Annotated in this window: 15 protein-coding genes; 2 read left to right on the top strand and 13 right to left on the bottom strand. The window is 44.6% G+C overall.

The window, feature by feature from the left end; genetic code table 11:
- The 9 genes from FHS45_RS04770 to sdaAB all read right to left on the bottom strand — a co-directional run bounded on the left by FHS45_RS04770 (position 1) and on the right by sdaAB (position 10,846).
- A complete protein-coding gene (locus tag FHS45_RS04770; RefSeq protein WP_148350228.1) occupies positions 1–918 on the bottom strand; it encodes a S66 peptidase family protein in 918 nt (305 codons plus the stop codon).
- Between the two features lie 704 nt (positions 919–1,622).
- Positions 1,623–3,251 carry a peptide ABC transporter substrate-binding protein gene (locus tag FHS45_RS04765; RefSeq protein ID WP_062445796.1) on the bottom strand — a complete coding sequence of 543 codons (1,629 nt, stop codon included), beginning with the start codon at positions 3,249–3,251 and terminating at the stop codon, positions 1,623–1,625.
- Between the two features lie 40 nt (positions 3,252–3,291).
- Entirely contained in the window at positions 3,292–4,287 is a 996-nt protein-coding gene (locus FHS45_RS04760; protein WP_062445795.1) for an ABC transporter ATP-binding protein, read from the bottom strand.
- A 5-nt stretch (positions 4,288–4,292) separates the two neighbouring features.
- Complete coding sequence (locus FHS45_RS04755; protein WP_082412139.1) at positions 4,293–5,255, bottom strand: ABC transporter permease; 963 nt, start codon at positions 5,253–5,255, stop codon at positions 4,293–4,295.
- A 2-nt stretch (positions 5,256–5,257) separates the two neighbouring features.
- Positions 5,258–6,190, bottom strand: a complete 933-nt coding sequence (locus FHS45_RS04750) for an ABC transporter permease (RefSeq protein WP_062445793.1) — start codon at positions 6,188–6,190, stop codon at positions 5,258–5,260.
- 13 nt (positions 6,191–6,203) lie between these two features.
- Positions 6,204–7,028 carry a M55 family metallopeptidase gene (locus tag FHS45_RS04745; protein ID WP_062445792.1) on the bottom strand — a complete coding sequence of 275 codons (825 nt, stop codon included), beginning with the start codon at positions 7,026–7,028 and terminating at the stop codon, positions 6,204–6,206.
- A 211-nt stretch (positions 7,029–7,239) separates the two neighbouring features.
- Positions 7,240–9,276, bottom strand: coding sequence for an ATP-dependent DNA helicase RecG (recG, locus tag FHS45_RS04740; protein WP_062445791.1), 2,037 nt, complete (start codon positions 9,274–9,276; stop codon positions 7,240–7,242).
- A gap of 4 nt (positions 9,277–9,280) precedes the next feature.
- Positions 9,281–10,165 (bottom strand): L-serine ammonia-lyase, iron-sulfur-dependent, subunit alpha, encoded by an 885-nt coding sequence (gene sdaAA, locus FHS45_RS04735; protein ID WP_062445790.1) that lies wholly within the window; start codon positions 10,163–10,165, stop codon positions 9,281–9,283.
- An 18-nt stretch (positions 10,166–10,183) separates the two neighbouring features.
- Entirely contained in the window at positions 10,184–10,846 is a 663-nt protein-coding gene (gene sdaAB, locus FHS45_RS04730) for an L-serine ammonia-lyase, iron-sulfur-dependent subunit beta (RefSeq protein ID WP_062445789.1), read from the bottom strand.
- Positions 10,847–11,077: 231 nt separating this feature from the next.
- Between sdaAB and FHS45_RS04725 the strand changes: the two genes are divergently transcribed.
- Complete coding sequence (locus tag FHS45_RS04725) at positions 11,078–12,355, top strand: NCS2 family permease (RefSeq protein WP_062445788.1); 1,278 nt, start codon at positions 11,078–11,080, stop codon at positions 12,353–12,355.
- Positions 12,356–12,704: 349 nt separating this feature from the next.
- On the opposite strand, the gene FHS45_RS04720 is transcribed toward FHS45_RS04725, so the two are convergent.
- From FHS45_RS04720 to FHS45_RS04710, 3 genes are all read right to left on the bottom strand, one after another.
- Positions 12,705–14,171, bottom strand: a complete 1,467-nt coding sequence (locus FHS45_RS04720) for a protein adenylyltransferase SelO (protein ID WP_062445787.1) — start codon at positions 14,169–14,171, stop codon at positions 12,705–12,707.
- 124 nt (positions 14,172–14,295) lie between these two features.
- Positions 14,296–15,957, bottom strand: a complete 1,662-nt coding sequence (locus FHS45_RS04715; protein ID WP_062445786.1) for a DAK2 domain-containing protein — start codon at positions 15,955–15,957, stop codon at positions 14,296–14,298.
- 45 nt (positions 15,958–16,002) lie between these two features.
- Positions 16,003–16,365, bottom strand: a complete 363-nt coding sequence (locus FHS45_RS04710; RefSeq protein ID WP_062445785.1) for an Asp23/Gls24 family envelope stress response protein — start codon at positions 16,363–16,365, stop codon at positions 16,003–16,005.
- A 267-nt stretch (positions 16,366–16,632) separates the two neighbouring features.
- Between FHS45_RS04710 and rpmB the strand changes: the two genes are divergently transcribed.
- Positions 16,633–16,821, top strand: coding sequence for a 50S ribosomal protein L28 (gene rpmB, locus FHS45_RS04705; protein ID WP_028782733.1), 189 nt, complete (start codon positions 16,633–16,635; stop codon positions 16,819–16,821).
- A gap of 125 nt (positions 16,822–16,946) precedes the next feature.
- Here rpmB and spoVM read toward each other — a convergent pair whose 3' ends face one another.
- The gene (gene spoVM, locus FHS45_RS04700; protein ID WP_037985670.1) at positions 16,947–17,027 is read right to left on the bottom strand and encodes a stage V sporulation protein SpoVM; all 81 of its coding nucleotides are present in this window, start codon (positions 17,025–17,027) and stop codon (positions 16,947–16,949) included.
- Positions 17,028–17,055 lie beyond the last annotated feature (28 nt).

Genomic DNA, 17,055 nt, shown 5'->3' with positions numbered 1-17,055 from the left:
TTACTTAACACCAGGCGAAATTTTCAACGTCCCGTTGGAAGAGAGTTCTGCTTCGACTCCCAAAGGTATGGCGAAATGCGGCTGGCAGTGACCGATTTTGAATCCTGCCACAACTGGTTTTGCAAGCCCACTCAAATAATCTTTCAATACTTGTGATAGACTAAGAGATGCTTTTCGTTTGGAGGGTTCGGCGTTCATGAAATCACCAACGACAATACCGGCAGCGTCATGGAACTTGCCACTTAACCTCAATTGATTCAACATGCCGTCAATCCGGTAAGGTTCTTCATCAATATCTTCGATTAACAGTAGTTTCCCCTTTGTGTCAACCTCAAAAGGAGTTCCTAATGTACTGACAAGCAATGAAAGATTGCCCCCTGTCAATTCTCCCCTTCCCTCCCCTTCTGCAATGACGGTTAATGGAGCAAGGGATTCGTTGTAAGTCAAAGGCTGCGAAAAAAATAATTGGTGAAACATTGTTTTTGATTCATCATGAAAGTCATCTTTTCCAATATCCGAACTGAGCATCGGGCCATGGAAAGTTACAAGTCCTGTTTTTTGGCGGATTGCTGTATGTAAGTAAGTGATATCACTGTAGCCCCAGAAGATTTTCGGATTTTTCCGGATCAGCTCATAATCAATCTTATCAGCAATCCTTCCTGTTCCATAACCACCGCCGGCACAGAAGATTCCTTTTATATCAGGGCGGGCAAACATATCATGCACATCAGCTAAACGCTCCTCATCTGTTCCTGCAAGGTAACCATGAACATCTTCCACATGGTCAGCTATAACGACTTCGAGCCCAAGTGATTCCAAAAATGGAATCGCCTTGTTCAGTTGATCGATATTTGGTGGGCTGGCCGGGGCGATTACGCCTACTTTATCACCTTTATGCAACCGGTTCGGTAATACCATTTCCATTCCCTCTTCCTGTTTAATAAATAGGCTCTGTTAAACTTTGTTGTTGATTTTTCATCATAGGCTTATTCCACAATAGGGCTGAATTGTGGAAGACTCAGTTTCAAGATAGTGAGGGTTATTTACCATAATAGCGTCAGGGTTGGCTGGGAAACTACTCGCTTTCCTGCGGGGAACCGGCGAGCCTCGCCTGGCTCCTTCTCCCGCGGGAGTCTCGCAGTTTCCCAATCAACCCATCCGAAGGATGGGAGAAAAGAACCCCTGTTATAAGTGAGACTGTCTTCTACAATCAATAGTTACAAGCACGTTTTACAAGTAGCTATCCCTTTGATTGAAGGACTTCATAACGATGTTTCCGTTTCTCCCATAAACGCAAGGAGGTCCGGGAAATTGCGAGACTCCAATGGGAGGATAGTACATGGTGAGATCCCGCAGGGCTTCTGCCCGAGGAAGCTCACCGTACGCCCATGGAAAGCGAGTAATTTCCCGGGCCTCCAAACCATTACTAACGTAACGGGAACAACTTATCTTGAAACTGAGTCTTCCACTAAAGGGAGCTATTTTTGTAAAATCAACACGGAGCTTTAACAGAGCCAAAAAATAAGCCGAAAGCAGGCTGCACCCAGATCCTGCTTCATCGACACCTGCCCCGGCCATTTTCTTCGTTCTAACAAGTTATGAAACTCTTATTTTTGCTATTATTAGTTTTTATCTGCCCACTTTAATTCCAGGTACCCGACAGGGTGACGGACGATGTTTTCTACTTCGTCTTTCTGAAGTACTACCTGGTTGTAGAAGTGGATCGGGAAGAGCGGCATTTCTTCAAATAGAATTTTTTCTGCTTCATACATGTATTCGAAACGCTGTTCTTCATCCGCTTCAGACTTGGCTTGTTGAATTAATTTATCATACTCTTCATTTGACCAGCCTGTACGGTTCATTGATGAATCAGTTGTGAAGCTTTCCAGGAAGTTGATCGGATCTGCATAGTCAGCAAGGAAAGAGCTTCGGGACAATTGATGTTTCAAGTCCTTCTGATCCTGTAAAAATACATTCCACTCGGTATTTTCCAAAGTAATATCTACATCTAAGTTTTCTTTGTACATGCTTTGAACAGTCTCAGCGATCGATTTATTTACGTCACTGGTATTATAAGTTAGTGTGACCTTTGGCAGCTCCTCATACCCCTCTTCTTCCATGCCTTCTTCTAACAGCTGCTTTGCTTGCTCAGGGTCATACTCCACTAAATCTCCGTTTTTATCACGGAAATCTTCACCGGAGGGGTCAGCAAACCCATAAGATACAAAGCCATAGGCAGGTTCTTCTTTATTCTTCGTAACATACTCGACGATTTCCTCTTGATTGACAGCCATCGCAAATGCTTTACGGATTTTTTCATTTGTAAACGGTTCTTCGTTTACATTAAATCGATAGAAATGAGTTCCTGCCTGCTCCTCAATTACAACATTTTCACTATCAATCAACTCTTCAGACATTTCACTCGGAATGTCTGATGTATCCAGGTCTCCGCTTTCATACATTTGGTATTCTGTGTTGGTATCGTTTACCATCGCCCACTCAACTTTATCCAATTTGACGGTGTCTGCATCCCAATACTCGTCGTTCTTTTCCATGACAAGTTCGCTGTCATGTGTCCATTCCGCCAATTGGAATGGACCATTTCCTACGAATGAATCTGCTTCTGCGAACCATTCTTCATTTTCACTTTGGACTTCTTCATTAATAGGGAAAAACGCCGGATTAGAAGTCACATGTAGAAAGTACCCGGTTGGAGCTGTCAAGGTAACCTCCAGTGTCTTTTCGTCTACGGCTTCAACCATTACATCATCTTCAGAACCTTCCCCATTATTGAATGCTTCTGCCCCTTCGATGAAGTAGCCAAGAAATGCTGCCGGGGACGCGACTTCCGGGTCAACCAGACGTTTCCAGGCGAATTCAAAATCTCCTGCTGTTACTGGGTCACCATTGGACCAGTTGGCATCTTCACGAATATGGAACGTATAGACCGTCCCATCTTCTGAAACATCCCATTTTTCTGCAGTTGCTGCTGCCGGTTCATGGGACTCATCCAGACGAGTCATCCCTTCCATTAAATTATTCAGTACATTCCAGGAGTAGGAATCGAAACCGATTGGAGGATCCAAAGATGTAGGTTCAGACCCATTGTTCAGTTTCAGTACTTTTTCTCCCCCAGAGGCTTCCTCTCCTCCATCATTCTGCTCCCCACTATCAGAGCTTCCACTCGTTGTGCAGGCGGCCAGAACTATTGCCACCATCACGGCTAGTAACAACATAAGCCATTTTCTCATTGCTTTTTCTCCCTTCTGAATATGTATTTATCTTGAGGCCTCACTTGGAAGCCAACAATTTAGTTGCACGCTCATCCTGAAGCCAGCATTCAACCTGATGAGTGGATGAAAGGTTTGTCTCCAGGGGGTAAACCCGGTCACACACTTCCATCGCTTTTGGACATCTAGCCGTAAAAGGGCACCCTGCCGGCGGCGAAAAGAGATCGGGAGGAGTCCCGTCAATCGGTATCAGTTTTCCTTCTCTCCTGTCTAATCGCGGAACGGAATTTAACAATCCTTTTGTATATGGATGCTGGGAATGATAAAAAATTTCTTTCTTCGTTCCAACCTCGATAATCTTTCCGGCATACATCACAGCGATTCGGTCGGCAATTTTCGCTACTACACCCAGATCATGGGTGATCAATATAATCGCTACTCCTGTCTGTTCCTGAATTCTTTCGAATAATTCAAGTATTTGCGCCTGAATGGTGACATCGAGAGCAGTGGTCGGTTCATCGGCAATCAAAAGTTCAGGTTCGCAAATGAGTGCCATTGCAATTACAATACGCTGACGCATACCGCCACTGAACTGGTGAGGATACAGGCTGAGGCGCTCCTCAGGGTTAGGGATTCCGACTAAGTCCAGAAGTTCCACAGCTTTTTGCTTTGCTTCTTTAGCAGAAACAGAAGTATGCTGTTTCAACCCTTCTGCAAGCTGGTTACCGACCGTCAAGGTGGGATTCAGCGCGGTCATCGGATCCTGAAAAATCATCGATATGTCTACGCCTCTAATTTTTCTCATTTGATTTTCAGGGAGAGTGATTAACTCTTTGTGTTTGAATTGAATAGTTCCATTCGTTATCCGTCCAGGTGGCTGTGGTATCAGGCGCATGATCGAGTTTGCTGTTACACTCTTGCCGCAGCCCGATTCACCTACAATCGCCAGTGTCTCGCCTCTATGTAAGTCAAAGCTGACTCCCCTGACCGCCTGTACTTCCCCACCATAAGTTAAAAAGGAAACTTCAAGGTCTCTTACTTCCAGTAATTTTTCCAATATTGTCACCTCCTGAGCTTAGGATCGAGTGCATCCTGAAGCCCGTCTCCAAGTACGTTAAATGCAAACATCGTTGCAGAAATAAAAAATGCCGGGAAAAACAGTCTCCACCAATGTCCGGACAGTATTGTACCTAATGCGTCATTGGCCATTACACCCCAGCTGGCATAAGGGGATTGAATGCCAAGTCCTAAGAAGCTCAAAAATGCCTCCGCAAAGATCGCTGTCGGGACTGTGAGGGTCATTTGTACAATGATCGGACCCATTGTGTTTGGAAGCAGGTTCTTCCGGATAATACGCGAGGTTTTTGTACCGAATGATTTAGATGCCAATACAAACTCATAATTTTTTATTTGCATGACTTGTCCCCGCACGATACGGGCCATCCCAACCCACCCTGTCACTGTCAGGGCGATAATGATCGTCATAAGGCTAGGTCCCATAACTACCAATAAGAGGATAACAACCAGTAAATAAGGAAGCCCGTATAAAATTTCAATTATGCGCATCATTACATTATCTGTACGTCCGCCTTTATAACCGGCAATACCTCCATAGATTACACCAATAAAAAAATCGATCAAAGCTGCCATTAATCCGACAAACAATGAAATTCTCGCTCCGTACCATGTCCTGGTAAATACATCTCTCCCCAGGTTATCCGTCCCAAACCAATGACTGAGAGAAGGCGGCTGGTTTTGATTCGCCCGGACACTTTCACTCACACTATAAGGGGAAAACATTGGTCCGAAAATCGCCATAAAGGTTAATAAAATCAGAAAAACCAGGCCGCCAATGGCAAGTTTGTTCTTTAGCAGCCTGCGCCATGCATCCTGCCAGTAAGATAGGGATGGACGCACAACTTTTTCTGAGTCGCTTTCATTTTTTTCTTTCGGTTTGAACCATTCATCTGGAATATCATTGCCAGCAGGAGAATGTTTCTTTTGTTTTTCAGCAAGGTGGTTCATGCTCATTCCCCTTCCTTCTTATGCATTTTTATTCTAGGATCCAGCAAGCCGTAGGCGATATCGACCAAAAACAACATGAAAACCAGGAAAAAGCTGTAGAACACAGTAGTCCCCATGATTACCGGATAATCCCTCTGGTTTATGCTTTCAATGAAATACCGCCCCATGCCAGGAATTGCGAAAATCTTTTCAATGACGAATGTACCGGTTAGAATTCCTGCTAACAACGTACCTAAAATCGTGACTACCGGCATTAGCGCATTTTTCAAAGCATGTTTGATAATAATCTTATAGGGCATCAGGCCTTTGGCTCTTGCTGTTTTAATATAATCCTGTGTCAGAACCTCAAGCATGCTGGAGCGAGTCAGTCTTGCTATGATGGCCATCGGTCCAGTCGCGAGCGCCAGCGTCGGCAGCACCATATGTACGGGACTCGACCAGGTGGCAGCGGGGAAGATGTCCCAATCGACTGCAAGTTTTTGAATTAACAAGGTTGCTAACACGAAGTTCGGAATAGAAATACCCAGGACAGCTATCGTCATTGCCAAATAATCGATGATACCGTTATGTTTTAAAGCTGCCAATACACCGAGGATGATCCCTGAAAAAACAGCAACTAGAATAGTGACAATCCCTAATTCGAAAGAAATCGGAAAGCCTCTCCCTAATAAATCATTGACTGTCTGTGTCGGGTGTTTGATCGATGGTCCGAAGTCCAACGTAGCAATCGATTTCAGGTAGATGAGATATTGAATGAATAATGGTTCATTTAAATGGTAATGCGCTTCAAGGTTAGCCTGGACTACTTCGTTAGAGCTTCTTTCTTCGTTGAATGGGGAACCAGGGATGGCATGCATCAAAAAGAAAGTCAATGTCGCAATAATTAATACGGTCCCAATCATGATCAGAAAACGTTTGATTATGTACTTTGTCATATAGGCACCCTCCCTAACTGAAAGACGTATGCATCGCCAGTTCAGTCATGACGATCATCGCCTGATAGGCTTCTATGATATCTTTTGCTTTATACTTGACAATGGTGGTGCCTGGTTCAATTTCTGTTTTTGGCATCAGGTTTGCCCATTCTGCCTGGCCGTAATTATTAAATTCTATTCTAAGTACCGGGTTATCAGGAGGTGTCAGCGGCTTGACCAGGTTACGTTTTTTCAAAGCTGCTGTAACTTTTTCCTGGATCAGCTCTCCCGCTTTTACCGGTGTCAGGCTTTTCACTGACGAACGTGATATTGTTTCTTTAACGACCGCTGTCGTTATGTTTGGTATCAGCCCCTCTGCCTCTTTGGCAGCACAGTTATCGCCAGCAACTAATAATACCGGTACGCCGTAATAGCCGGCGACATAAGCATTGAATCCTAATTCCCCTACTTCGACATCGTTTATGTAAAAGTTCCTTACTCCGAAAATCATCGAGTGGGACATTACCCCCCGTTGACCGGCTCGTGCGTGATATCCGATAAACATTGCTCCAGCGTAACTGTCATCAAGGCTCTGGACCATTGATAGCGGTTTCACATCACCTGTAATAAGTTGAGCTTCTGGGTGAAGCTGATCGATCAGCAGGTTATTCATCTTTGAATGACTATCATTCACTAATACCTCTTCACAGCCTGATTTCCTGGCTGCTTCGATAACGTAATTCGTCTCTTCTGTCATGATGCGGCGGGCCCGGTCGTAATTAAGTTCCGATGAATCTACGTATGTATAATCGGGCAGACCGGTTATTCCTTCCATATCAACGGAAAGAAATAGTTTCATAGATGCAACACTCCTTTGTTCGTTTAAATGATAAAGTTTCCTGGGGGAATTTTCTTAAAATTCTATCAAATTTTTCCTGAATTAGCAATGTAGTTCAAAAATATGTAGAAATTTGAAAAAGGGCTGTTTCTGCAGCCTTATACGGATACCGCCAATCACACACTCATTGGTGCATCAGTCTTTTCGCTACTGAAACAACCCTATATCTCTATCAATCCAGTATTTCCCCTTGCAGGGCTTCGTCCTTGTACAGCATGTTTTTCAGTGCTGCCCATTCTTTTTCCGTCTCCAGCCTGCCGGAAGCGATGATATCAGCAGCGTCTTTCCGGGCGGTTTCCAAGGCACGATAATCATGTACCATATCTCCCACTTTAAATTCCGGGACGCCACTTTGTTTCTTTCCAAAAAAATCACCAGGTCCACGGAGCTTAAGATCCTGTTCCGATAATTCAAACCCATCCGTCGTCTCTGTCATGATCCGCATCCGTTCCTTGCCGATTTCGCCTTTTGGCTCTGCCAACAAAATACAGTAGCTCTGTGCATCTCCACGGCCGACACGACCTCTAAGCTGATGGAGCTGACTCAGACCGAAACGTTCCGCATCATAGATGACCATTACGGTCGCATTAGGGACATTCACCCCTACTTCCACAACCGTAGTGGAAACGAGAACCTGGATATCATTATCGACAAACTGCTGCATCACTGCTTCTTTTTCTTCCTGATGCAGGCGTCCATGCATTAACCCCACTTGAATGTCTGGTTCAAAGAATGTCTGTAGCTGGTAATGCAAGTCGACAGCATTCTGGATGTCGAGTTTATCGGATTCCTCGATTAAAGGTGAAATTACATATGCCTGGTGTTCCTGGGCAACTTCTTTTTGAATGAATTGAAGGACGCGATCCATCATATCTCCTTTGACCCAATAAGTTTCTACTGGTTTACGGCCAGCCGGCATTTCATCAATGACGGAAACATCCATATCCCCGAAAGCTGTGATAGCAAGCGTCCTTGGTATCGGGGTGGCCGTCATGAATAATACGTCTGGATGAAGCCCTTTATCTCTTAGTGTCCTGCGCTGATTGACACCGAAGCGGTGCTGCTCATCTACAATTACAAGTCCGAGTTTGGAAAAGACAACTTCCTCCTGAATCAGCGCATGTGTACCAACAATAATATCGGCCTCTTTGGTACGGGTCTCTTCGAGAATGGCTTTTCGCTGTTTCCCTTTAACAGACCCCGTCAATAAGACGATATTGACCCTGTCACCGAACATTTCCTGTAAGGATTCATAATGCTGTTCAGCCAGAATCTCCGTCGGTACCATCAAGGCACCCTGATTTCCGGCTGTAATGGAAGCATATAGAGCGATAGCAGCAACAGCTGTCTTCCCTGACCCAACGTCCCCTTGCAGGAGACGGTTCATACGATGGGGAGATTTCATATCTGTTAAAATTTCTGCCAGTGATTTCTTTTGCGCTTTGGTCAATTCAAAGGGGAAGGAATCTACAAAGGTTGTCAGTTTATCATTATCATATGCCTGTCTGTTCCCTTCTGTCGCTTCCCGCTTCATTTTTCTCAACAACTGCATTTTCAACTGGAAAATCAGGAATTCTTCATACGTAAACCTTCTTCTCGCATGTTTTAATAATTCGCGGCTTTCCGGATAATGCATTTGCCATAGCGCTTTCGTTCGTTCCGGCAGCTTATAGCTGTCAATCAGCTGCTCTGGCAGAATCTCTGTTACTTCGTCGCCATATGCTTCTAAGGCAGTCAAGATAACTTTCCGCATTTTTTTCATGGTGATGCTTTCTTTCAGCGAATAGACGGGCTGAATTGGGTTCTGTGCTTCGGCCCGCCCTTTTTTATATTGGCTGACCGTTATTTGCAGACGGTGCTGATCCCATTTCCCTGTGACCGTAATAATGTCGCCGGCACTGATCTGCTTCTTAGCAAAAGCCCGGTTGAACATGACAGCTTTTACGGAGAATTGGTCCACTTGCAAAGTCATGGTCAGCCGGGATTTTTTTCGCCCATAAAAAGTAAGGGAAGGTTCGCCAATGACCTCCCCTTCGATTGTTGCATTTTCATTATGCACAAGTTCCGTCAATGGTTTAACTTCGTAGGTGTCATAGCGGTAGGGAAAATAAAACATAAGGTCTTCTACTGTGTAGATTCCTAGTTCATTAAGTGTATCTGTCAATTTTTCCCCGACACCGTTCACCTCAGAAACTGGTTGCGTCAACACACTATCACTCTTTCTTCAAAGAAATTCCGTACACTTTCGCTTCTAGTTCCCGACCTGTAGGTGTCGCTGCAAGGCCCCCCTGGGCTGTTTCTCTCAGAGCCACAGGCATGGTCTGTCCGATTTTATACATGGCATCGATCACTTCGTCACATGGAATCCGGCTGGTCACACCTGCCAGTGCCATATCTGCTGCTGTAATTGCGTTAGAAGCGCCCATGGCATTTCGTTTCACGCATGGAACTTCGACGAGACCGGCAACCGGATCACAAACAAGTCCGAGCATATTTTTTAATGTAATGGCCATTGCCTCTGCTGACTGCGATGGTGAACCCCCAGCCATCTCAACGATAGCAGCAGCAGCCATTCCGGCAGCAGAACCTACTTCCGCCTGACAACCGCCGGCAGCCCCGGAAATAGATGCATTATTTGCAACAACAAAGCCGAATGCCCCGGAGGTGAAAAGATAACGTACCATTTGTTCTCTCGTTGGGTTCAATTTATTTTTCACCGCAAAAAGCGTACCCGGAACACACCCGGCACTTCCCGCTGTAGGTGTGGCACAGATGGTTCCCATAGCTGCATTGACTTCATTCGTAGCTACGGCTTTACTGACAGCATCAAGCAGAATCGTACCGGACAAAGGTTCGTGGTTTTTCATATACTCCTGGAGCAGTACAGCATCCCCGCCAGTTAAACCACTGTGTGATTTTACCCCTTTCAAACCATCCTCGACCGCTTTTTCCATGACATCGAGATTGCGTTCCATCTGCCCGACAACCTCTTCCCTTGTCCTCTCTTTAACTTCCATTTCCTGACGAATCATTACTTCTGATATTTGAATGCCTTCGCTTTCCGCCATTTCTACGAGTTCAGCTACATTACGAAACATAATTCATGCTCCTTTCTATTAGTCGACGATCTTGGCAACCTGTAAGATATGGTCTGCTCTCTCCAGCTCTTTCAAAATGCTTTCGTCTATATTTTGATCGACTTCAATCACCATCAATGCCTGCTGGCCTTCCTGCTTGCGTGACACTTCCATATGACCGATATTGATTTCATGTCGTGCTAAAATACCGGTAACAGAGGCGATCGCTCCGTACCTGTCATTATGGATCAACAGGACAGCCGGATGGCTTCCGGACAAACGTAATTCAAAGCCGTTCAGCTCCGTTATTTCAGCCATACCTCCGCCAATGGATATTCCGACAAGCTCCAGGTCTCCTTTATCGTCACCGATACGTATTCTCGCTGTATTCGGATGGTCGGTATGAGATTCTTCTTCATGGAACCTCACTTTAATTCCTTTTTGTTTTGCTGTTTCTAACGCATCCCTGATCCTGGTATCGTGTGTATCATAATCCAATAACCCGCCGACTATGGCAACGTCCGTACCGTGTCCCTTATAGGTTCGGGCAAAAGAACCATACAAATGAATTTCTGCCCACTTCGGTTCCCGTCCGAACAGGTTCCTGGCAGCCCGTCCGATTCTAGCTGCTCCAGCTGTATGTGAACTAGATGGTCCGATCATAACCGGACCCATAATATCGAAAACTGATTTATATTTCATCCAATCACCTTTCCCTTCCACAAGATAAGCCGTTATGTATGATAACTACACACGCTTATTCCCTATTCTATTTTAGCGGGAAAACGTTTACTTGAACAGGAGTATTCCCTACTATTTTTACCATAAAGCTCAAGGTATTGCCAGAATACGGATCAGGTATTATAATTAAACTTTGTGGGTTGCATGAACAACCGGGTGGGAGAGGGCTACAAATATATAGAGGAGTACACCATGTTTAACAAGCGTAAACATGCCATTGATGCTGCTCAGTGGAAAAATGACATCCTTGCTGGTCTGATCGGCTATTTTACGACTGTCTATATTGTAGCGGTTAATAGCTCGATCCTGCATGATGCAGGGATCGGCGTCGAGAACGCGATGGTCGCTACCATCCTTGCCAGCTTTGTCGGTACCTTGCTGATGGGATGGCTCGCCAATGCCCCGATGGTGCTGATACCAGGGATGGGAGTCAACGCCCTGTTTGCCTATACGATTGTCGAAGGCACCGGCATGAGCTTCCAGGAAGGGCTGGCAGTCGTCATCGTATCTTCGTTGATTTTCCTTGTGACGGCATTCACTAAACTTGGGGAATGGCTGAAAGAAGCGATTCCAGATTCCTTGAAACACGCCATCACGGTAGGTCTTGGTCTATTCCTGACCCTGATCGGCCTTGAAAAGGGTGGACTTGTTGTAAGAGGAGAACACTCCTTGATCGCACTTGGAAACCCTTCTTCCGAAATGGTGATTACCAGCCTGTTGACCTTATTCATCGGAATATTTCTGTTCACCAGAAACGTTCCCGGCAACTTCCTGGTCACCATGATCATAGGAACGGTGATTGCCTCCTTTTTCGGACTGCTTGGCGAACCGGGAACAGGCATTTCCATGGATATGGGTTCTTTCATCTGGATGCCTTCATTTGAAGGAATCGGAACATTGACCTTTTGGATGGCTGTCTTCCCGTTAAGTATCGTGCTGATATTTGAGAATATGGGCTTGATACACGGACAGCTGGCGATGCTGGAAGATGAAAGTAAGTTTAAACGCGCTTATAAAGCCACCGCTTTTTCTGCACTTGCAAGTGGTTTTCTTGGCACTTCTCCTACGGTATCATCCGCAGAAAGTGCCGCCGTCATTGCATCAAAAGGAAAAACCGGCCGCGCAGCATTTACAATGGCTATCCTGTTCCTCGCCACATTATTATTGATACCATGGATATCGATGGTTCCACCTACTGCTATCAGCCCGATTTTGATTATTGTCGGAGCTTTGATGGTGCAGAACATCAAACATATCGAATTCGATCAGTTATCCGAGACAATGCCTGCTTTCTTGATCATTGTCATGATTCCTTTTACGTATTCGATTGCTGATGGGATGGCTTTTGGATTCATAGCCTATCCGCTGGTAAAGCTGGCGATTGGAAAACAAAGGGAATTATCTTTCCCAGTCGTATTCATAGCCATGATGTTCTTATTCGAATTTGTCATGCGATCAGTCGGACATTAATATTTTTGGGTTCAGAGTTAATGGCTAACTCTGAGCCTTTTTTATAGTGACGTACGCTCGTGCTTAAAAGTGTTTGATATTTTAAGGCGTAAGAGAGACAACCGGCATAGTATGAGAGAATCTTGCACCCGGATGAGAGACAATTTTCGAAATTTGAGTGACAATATTGGATTTTTAAGAGACAAATTTACGGGAAGAGAGAATTATAGGCTATATAAGAGACAATCTAACCAGATTGGCCACCTCCCCTTTTTTTCTGTCTTTTATTATCCTGCCTCCTTTACCACTATGTTACCGAAACATCTGACCCGTAAACGATGATAAAAAAGACAGTGGGTTTTCCACCCTCTTATGTCCCGCAATAGGTTCGGTATGGGAGCCTGGATGGTGCTGGCAGGGTCGTGTATTCCTCTTGTTCGGGTGAATAGGCATAGGGATCTGAAAGAACATCCAAAAGCCGTTCCATCACATTGTAGTCACCATTTTGGACAGCCGCTTCCAACGCCTCTTCCACCCGGTGATTACGAGGGATGATGGCTGGATTGACTTTCTTCATCTCCTGATAGGCAGAGGGCTTGGATAACTCCTGTCTGTCTAACCGCTGTTGCCACCGCTCATACCATTGCTTGAATTCCGGACTCTCATTCATAGCAGTATCCTCCGTTTTACCCAATGTTAACAGGCGGAACGTGTTGGTAAAATCAGCACGGTGCTTCTTCATGATATCAAGAAGGTCATCAATCAATCTCTCATCCTTCTCTTCTTCATTTTGAATACCCAGTTTCTTCCTCATCCCAGTCAGCCAATAGCTATGGTACCATTCCTGGTACTTTCCAAGGATCTCTTGTGCCAGTTCCACAGCATGGTCCTGGTCTTCGTGAATCAATGGTAAAAGGGCTTCAGCTAAGCGCGCCAGGTTCCACTGACCAATTGCCGGCTGGTTTTGATAGGCATATCGCCCTTGCACATCAATCGAGCTGAATACCGTCTCCGGGTCATATTCATCCATAAAGGCGCAAGGTCCATAGTCAATCGTTTCACCACTGATGGTCATATTATCCGTATTCATCACCCCATGAATAAACCCAATCAACTGCCAATTCGCTATCAATTTGGCCTGGCGTCTGACCACTTCTTCATAAAAAGCAAGATATCGGTCTTCATTTGGTATAATTTCCGGAAAATGCCGCTCAATAGCATAGTCAGCAAGTTCCTGGAGTTTTTCTATATCATTCAGTCTTCTAGTATATTCAAAGGTGCCGACTCGAAGGTGACTAGCAGCAACACGGGTTAATATGGCACCTGGCAATTTTGTTTCCCGAATGACAGATTCACCGGTTGTCACCACAGCAAGGCTTCTATTCGTCGGCACACCAAGCGCGTGCATCGCCTCACTGATGATATATTCCCGCAGCATTGGGCCAAGGGTTGCCCGGCCATCGCCTCTGCGCGAGAATGGGGTACGTCCTGAGCCCTTGAGCTGAATATCTAAACGTTTTTCTGATGGTGTGATTTGTTCACCTAGCAAAACGGCACGGCCGTCGCCTAACATAGTAAAATGCCCAAACTGGTGACCTGCGTACGCCTGTGCAATCGGCACTGCCTGATCTGGTACCTGGTTCCCTGCCAGCACATTTACTGCTTCTTCCGTTTCGAGGTTATCACCGTTCAATCCTAAAGTTTCTGCCAACGATTTATTAATGATAACAGGCTTCGGTGAATGAACGGGTTCTGGCTGTACCTGTTCAAAAAAAGGCTCTGGCAGTCGTGCATAACTATTATCAAAATTCCATCCTATCTCATTTAAATGTTTCATTTTATCTCCTTTACCAGTTAAGATTTGTATATTTATTTATTCACGTTTAGTGTCTAACAAAAACCAGAATATACTCAAAAGAGGTCTAAACCTTGTTAGATTTAGACCTCTATTTTCTGTTTTATTATTCAACTGAGAATATGAAAGAGTATATCGGCTGGTCGCCCTGATGGACTTCTACTTCGATATCTTCAAATTCTTCTTCCATGAAAGCTTCGAGTCTCTCGATTTCTTCCTGGGTCGCTTCTTCACCGGCTAAAACGGTAAGAATTTCATCTTCATCTTCATCAATCATTTCTTTCAGGAGATTCTCGACAGTCGTTATTTTATCTTTATCGGTCGCTTTGATATCGCCATCAAAAATTCCCATGAAATGATCTTTTTCAATGGTCATGCCATCGATTTGCGTATCCCGGACCGCATAAGTGATCTGGCCGGTTTTCACCTGTTCCATCATGCCGGACATTTCCTGTTGATTTGTTGTCAGATCAGCTTCCGGATTGAATGCCAATAAAGCACTCATACCCTGAGGAATCGACTTACTAGGAATGACCGCAACATTGTCTTCCGCAAGTTCAGCCGCCTGTTCGGCAGCCATGACGATATTTTTGTTATTAGGCAGGATCAATACATTTTTAGCATGAGCCTTTGACACAGCTTCCGAGATGTCCTGTGTACTTGGGTTCATTGTCTGGCCTCCCTGGATGACAACCGTAGCGCCAAGGCTTTCGAACATCTTTTTCAGGCCGTCCCCCATGGAAACAGTGACAATTCCATATTCAGCTTTTGCTTTTGCCTGCTTCTCTTTTTTGTCACCTACGATAGATGTATGCTGTTCGCGCATGTTTTCAATTTTCATATTCACAAGACTGCCGTAGCGCTGACCGAGTGTCATCGCTTCGCCAGGGTATTCGACGTGGATGTGTACTTTAATCAATTCGTCATCGGAAACGACAAGCAAAGAGTCTCCCATTTCACTCAATTCATTGCGGAATTGGTCTTCATCATAAGGGTTTTCCTTAAGCTTGTCCTCTTCGAACTTGACCATGAATTCGGTACAGTAGCCAAACTCGATATCTGCTGTGTCCATAAAATCCTGAGCGAGCTTATGATGCTCGGCATTCACCATTTCATCCATGGAACCAGTTGTATCAGGTTCCGGCAGGGTCTCCCCTTTCAGGTTTGCCAGAAATCCTTCATAGATAGTCAAGAGACCTTGTCCGCCACTGTCTACAACTCCGACTTCTTTCAGGACCGGAAGCAGTTCTGGAGTGCGTTTTAAAGAAGCCTGAGCTTCTTTAACAACCGCCTCAAGAAAAACGATCATATCCTCTTCTTTTTTCGCAGTTTTGACAGCAGCTTCTGCCGATTCCCTGGCAACTGTCAGAATAGTTCCTTCCACCGGTTTCATTACGGCTTTATAAGCTGTTTCGACGCCAGCCTGCAATGCTTGGGCAAATTCTTTCGTATCACAGGATTGCTTCTGAGCGAGTTCTTTTCCGAATCCACGGAACAATTGAGAGAGAATGACCCCTGAATTGCCTCGCGCACCCATTAATAAACCCTTGGCCAGTGCCTGGGCAACATCCCCTGTATGATTTTCCTTTACATTCTTTACTTCATTAGCACCTGAAGTCATCGACAAATTCATATTCGTACCTGTATCACCATCAGGAACGGGAAAGACGTTCAACGCATCAATCATATCCGCGTTATTGGTCAGATGCTGCGCGCCTGCGAGCACCATTTCAGCGAACGTTTTACCGTCCAACAATTTAACCGTCACACCTGCTTCCTCCTCTATATCTGCTAGTTTGTCTGTTCTTATTGTTTAGTTAGTAGAAACGCGAACACCCTGGATATAAATGTTCACTGAATTTACGGATAAACCTACTGTTTTATTCAATGTATATTTGACTTGAGATTGGACGTTGTGAGCAACTTCAGAAATTTTCGTCCCGTAGCTTACGATGATATACATATCAATATGCAAAGAATCATCTTCCTGTCTGACCACGACACCTTTGGAAAAGTTCTCTTTTCTGAGGATTTCCGCGATACCATCACGCAGCTGGCTCTTTGAAGCCATCCCTACGATTCCATAGCATTCAACAGCGGCACCGCCTGCGATGGTAGATATTACTTCATTACTGATTGTTACTTGACCATATTTAGTATTCATATCAACAGACATGATGATCCTCCTTCGTCCCTGTTCGTTTATTCCCTATATTATAACACATTCTCAAGCTTATCAGGATTATCATTGGTACTTATCCGTTCTGGGCATATATCGTGCCATATTCAAAGATTGCCCCTATAATACTTTGGATGAATTCACGTATTCTGTCAAGTGAAAATTCTTGATATAATTTAACAGCAATGATTGCAATCCTGATTGCATTATGATACATTGTATAAGTATTTCAAGATATACTTGTAAGCACTAGGAGGGATTACCATGGGACGTAAATGTGTAGTAACTGGACGCAAAACAACTTCAGGTAACAATCGTTCGCACGCTATGAACGCTAATAAACGTAATTTCAAGGCTAATGTACAAAAAGTACGCATTCTAGTGGATGGAAAGCCTAAAAAAGTTTATGTATCTGCCCGTGCACTTAAATCTGGTAAAGTAACACGCGTATAATCACGCAGTAGTATGCCTGTCAGTGACAGGCATTTCGTTTACTTTAATACAGTAATCTTTTACATTTTTCTATTTAACTTTCTTAAAGTACAAAAAAAGCACCCTGCGCTGGGGTGCTTTTTTTGTTACCCTTTTTTAAAGGTTCCTATGACAGCTCTGACAAAGCCACCAATAAATTTTGGGAGTTTAATGGTATAAAATTTCAATGAGTCCCCCTCCTCTTTCCTGAATCAA

The sequence above is a fragment of the Thalassobacillus devorans genome (assembly GCF_011761345.1).
Taxonomy (GTDB): Bacteria; Bacillota; Bacilli; order Bacillales; family Halobacillaceae; genus Thalassobacillus; species Thalassobacillus devorans.
This window is presented reverse-complemented; position numbering and strand designations above follow the sequence as displayed.

Bases quoted from the DNA above. Each gene is read 5' to 3' on its own strand.
- FHS45_RS04770 (WP_148350228.1), bottom strand. From the start codon at position 918: ATGGTATTACCGAACCGGTTGCATAAAGGTGATAAAGTAGGCGTAATC.
- FHS45_RS04765 (WP_062445796.1), bottom strand. From the start codon at position 3,251: ATGAGAAAATGGCTTATGTTGTTACTAGCCGTGATGGTGGCAATAGTT.
- FHS45_RS04755 (WP_082412139.1), bottom strand. From the start codon at position 5,255: ATGAACCACCTTGCTGAAAAACAAAAGAAACATTCTCCTGCTGGCAAT.
- FHS45_RS04750 (WP_062445793.1), bottom strand. From the start codon at position 6,190: ATGACAAAGTACATAATCAAACGTTTTCTGATCATGATTGGGACCGTA.
- FHS45_RS04745 (WP_062445792.1), bottom strand. From the start codon at position 7,028: ATGAAACTATTTCTTTCCGTTGATATGGAAGGAATAACCGGTCTGCCC.
- sdaAA (WP_062445790.1), bottom strand. From the start codon at position 10,165: ATGTTTCGTAATGTAGCTGAACTCGTAGAAATGGCGGAAAGCGAAGGC.
- sdaAB (WP_062445789.1), bottom strand. From the start codon at position 10,846: ATGAAATATAAATCAGTTTTCGATATTATGGGTCCGGTTATGATCGGA.
- FHS45_RS04725 (WP_062445788.1), top strand. From the start codon at position 11,078: ATGTTTAACAAGCGTAAACATGCCATTGATGCTGCTCAGTGGAAAAAT.
- FHS45_RS04720 (WP_062445787.1), bottom strand. From the start codon at position 14,171: ATGAAACATTTAAATGAGATAGGATGGAATTTTGATAATAGTTATGCA.
- FHS45_RS04710 (WP_062445785.1), bottom strand. From the start codon at position 16,365: ATGTCTGTTGATATGAATACTAAATATGGTCAAGTAACAATCAGTAAT.
- rpmB (WP_028782733.1), top strand. From the start codon at position 16,633: ATGGGACGTAAATGTGTAGTAACTGGACGCAAAACAACTTCAGGTAAC.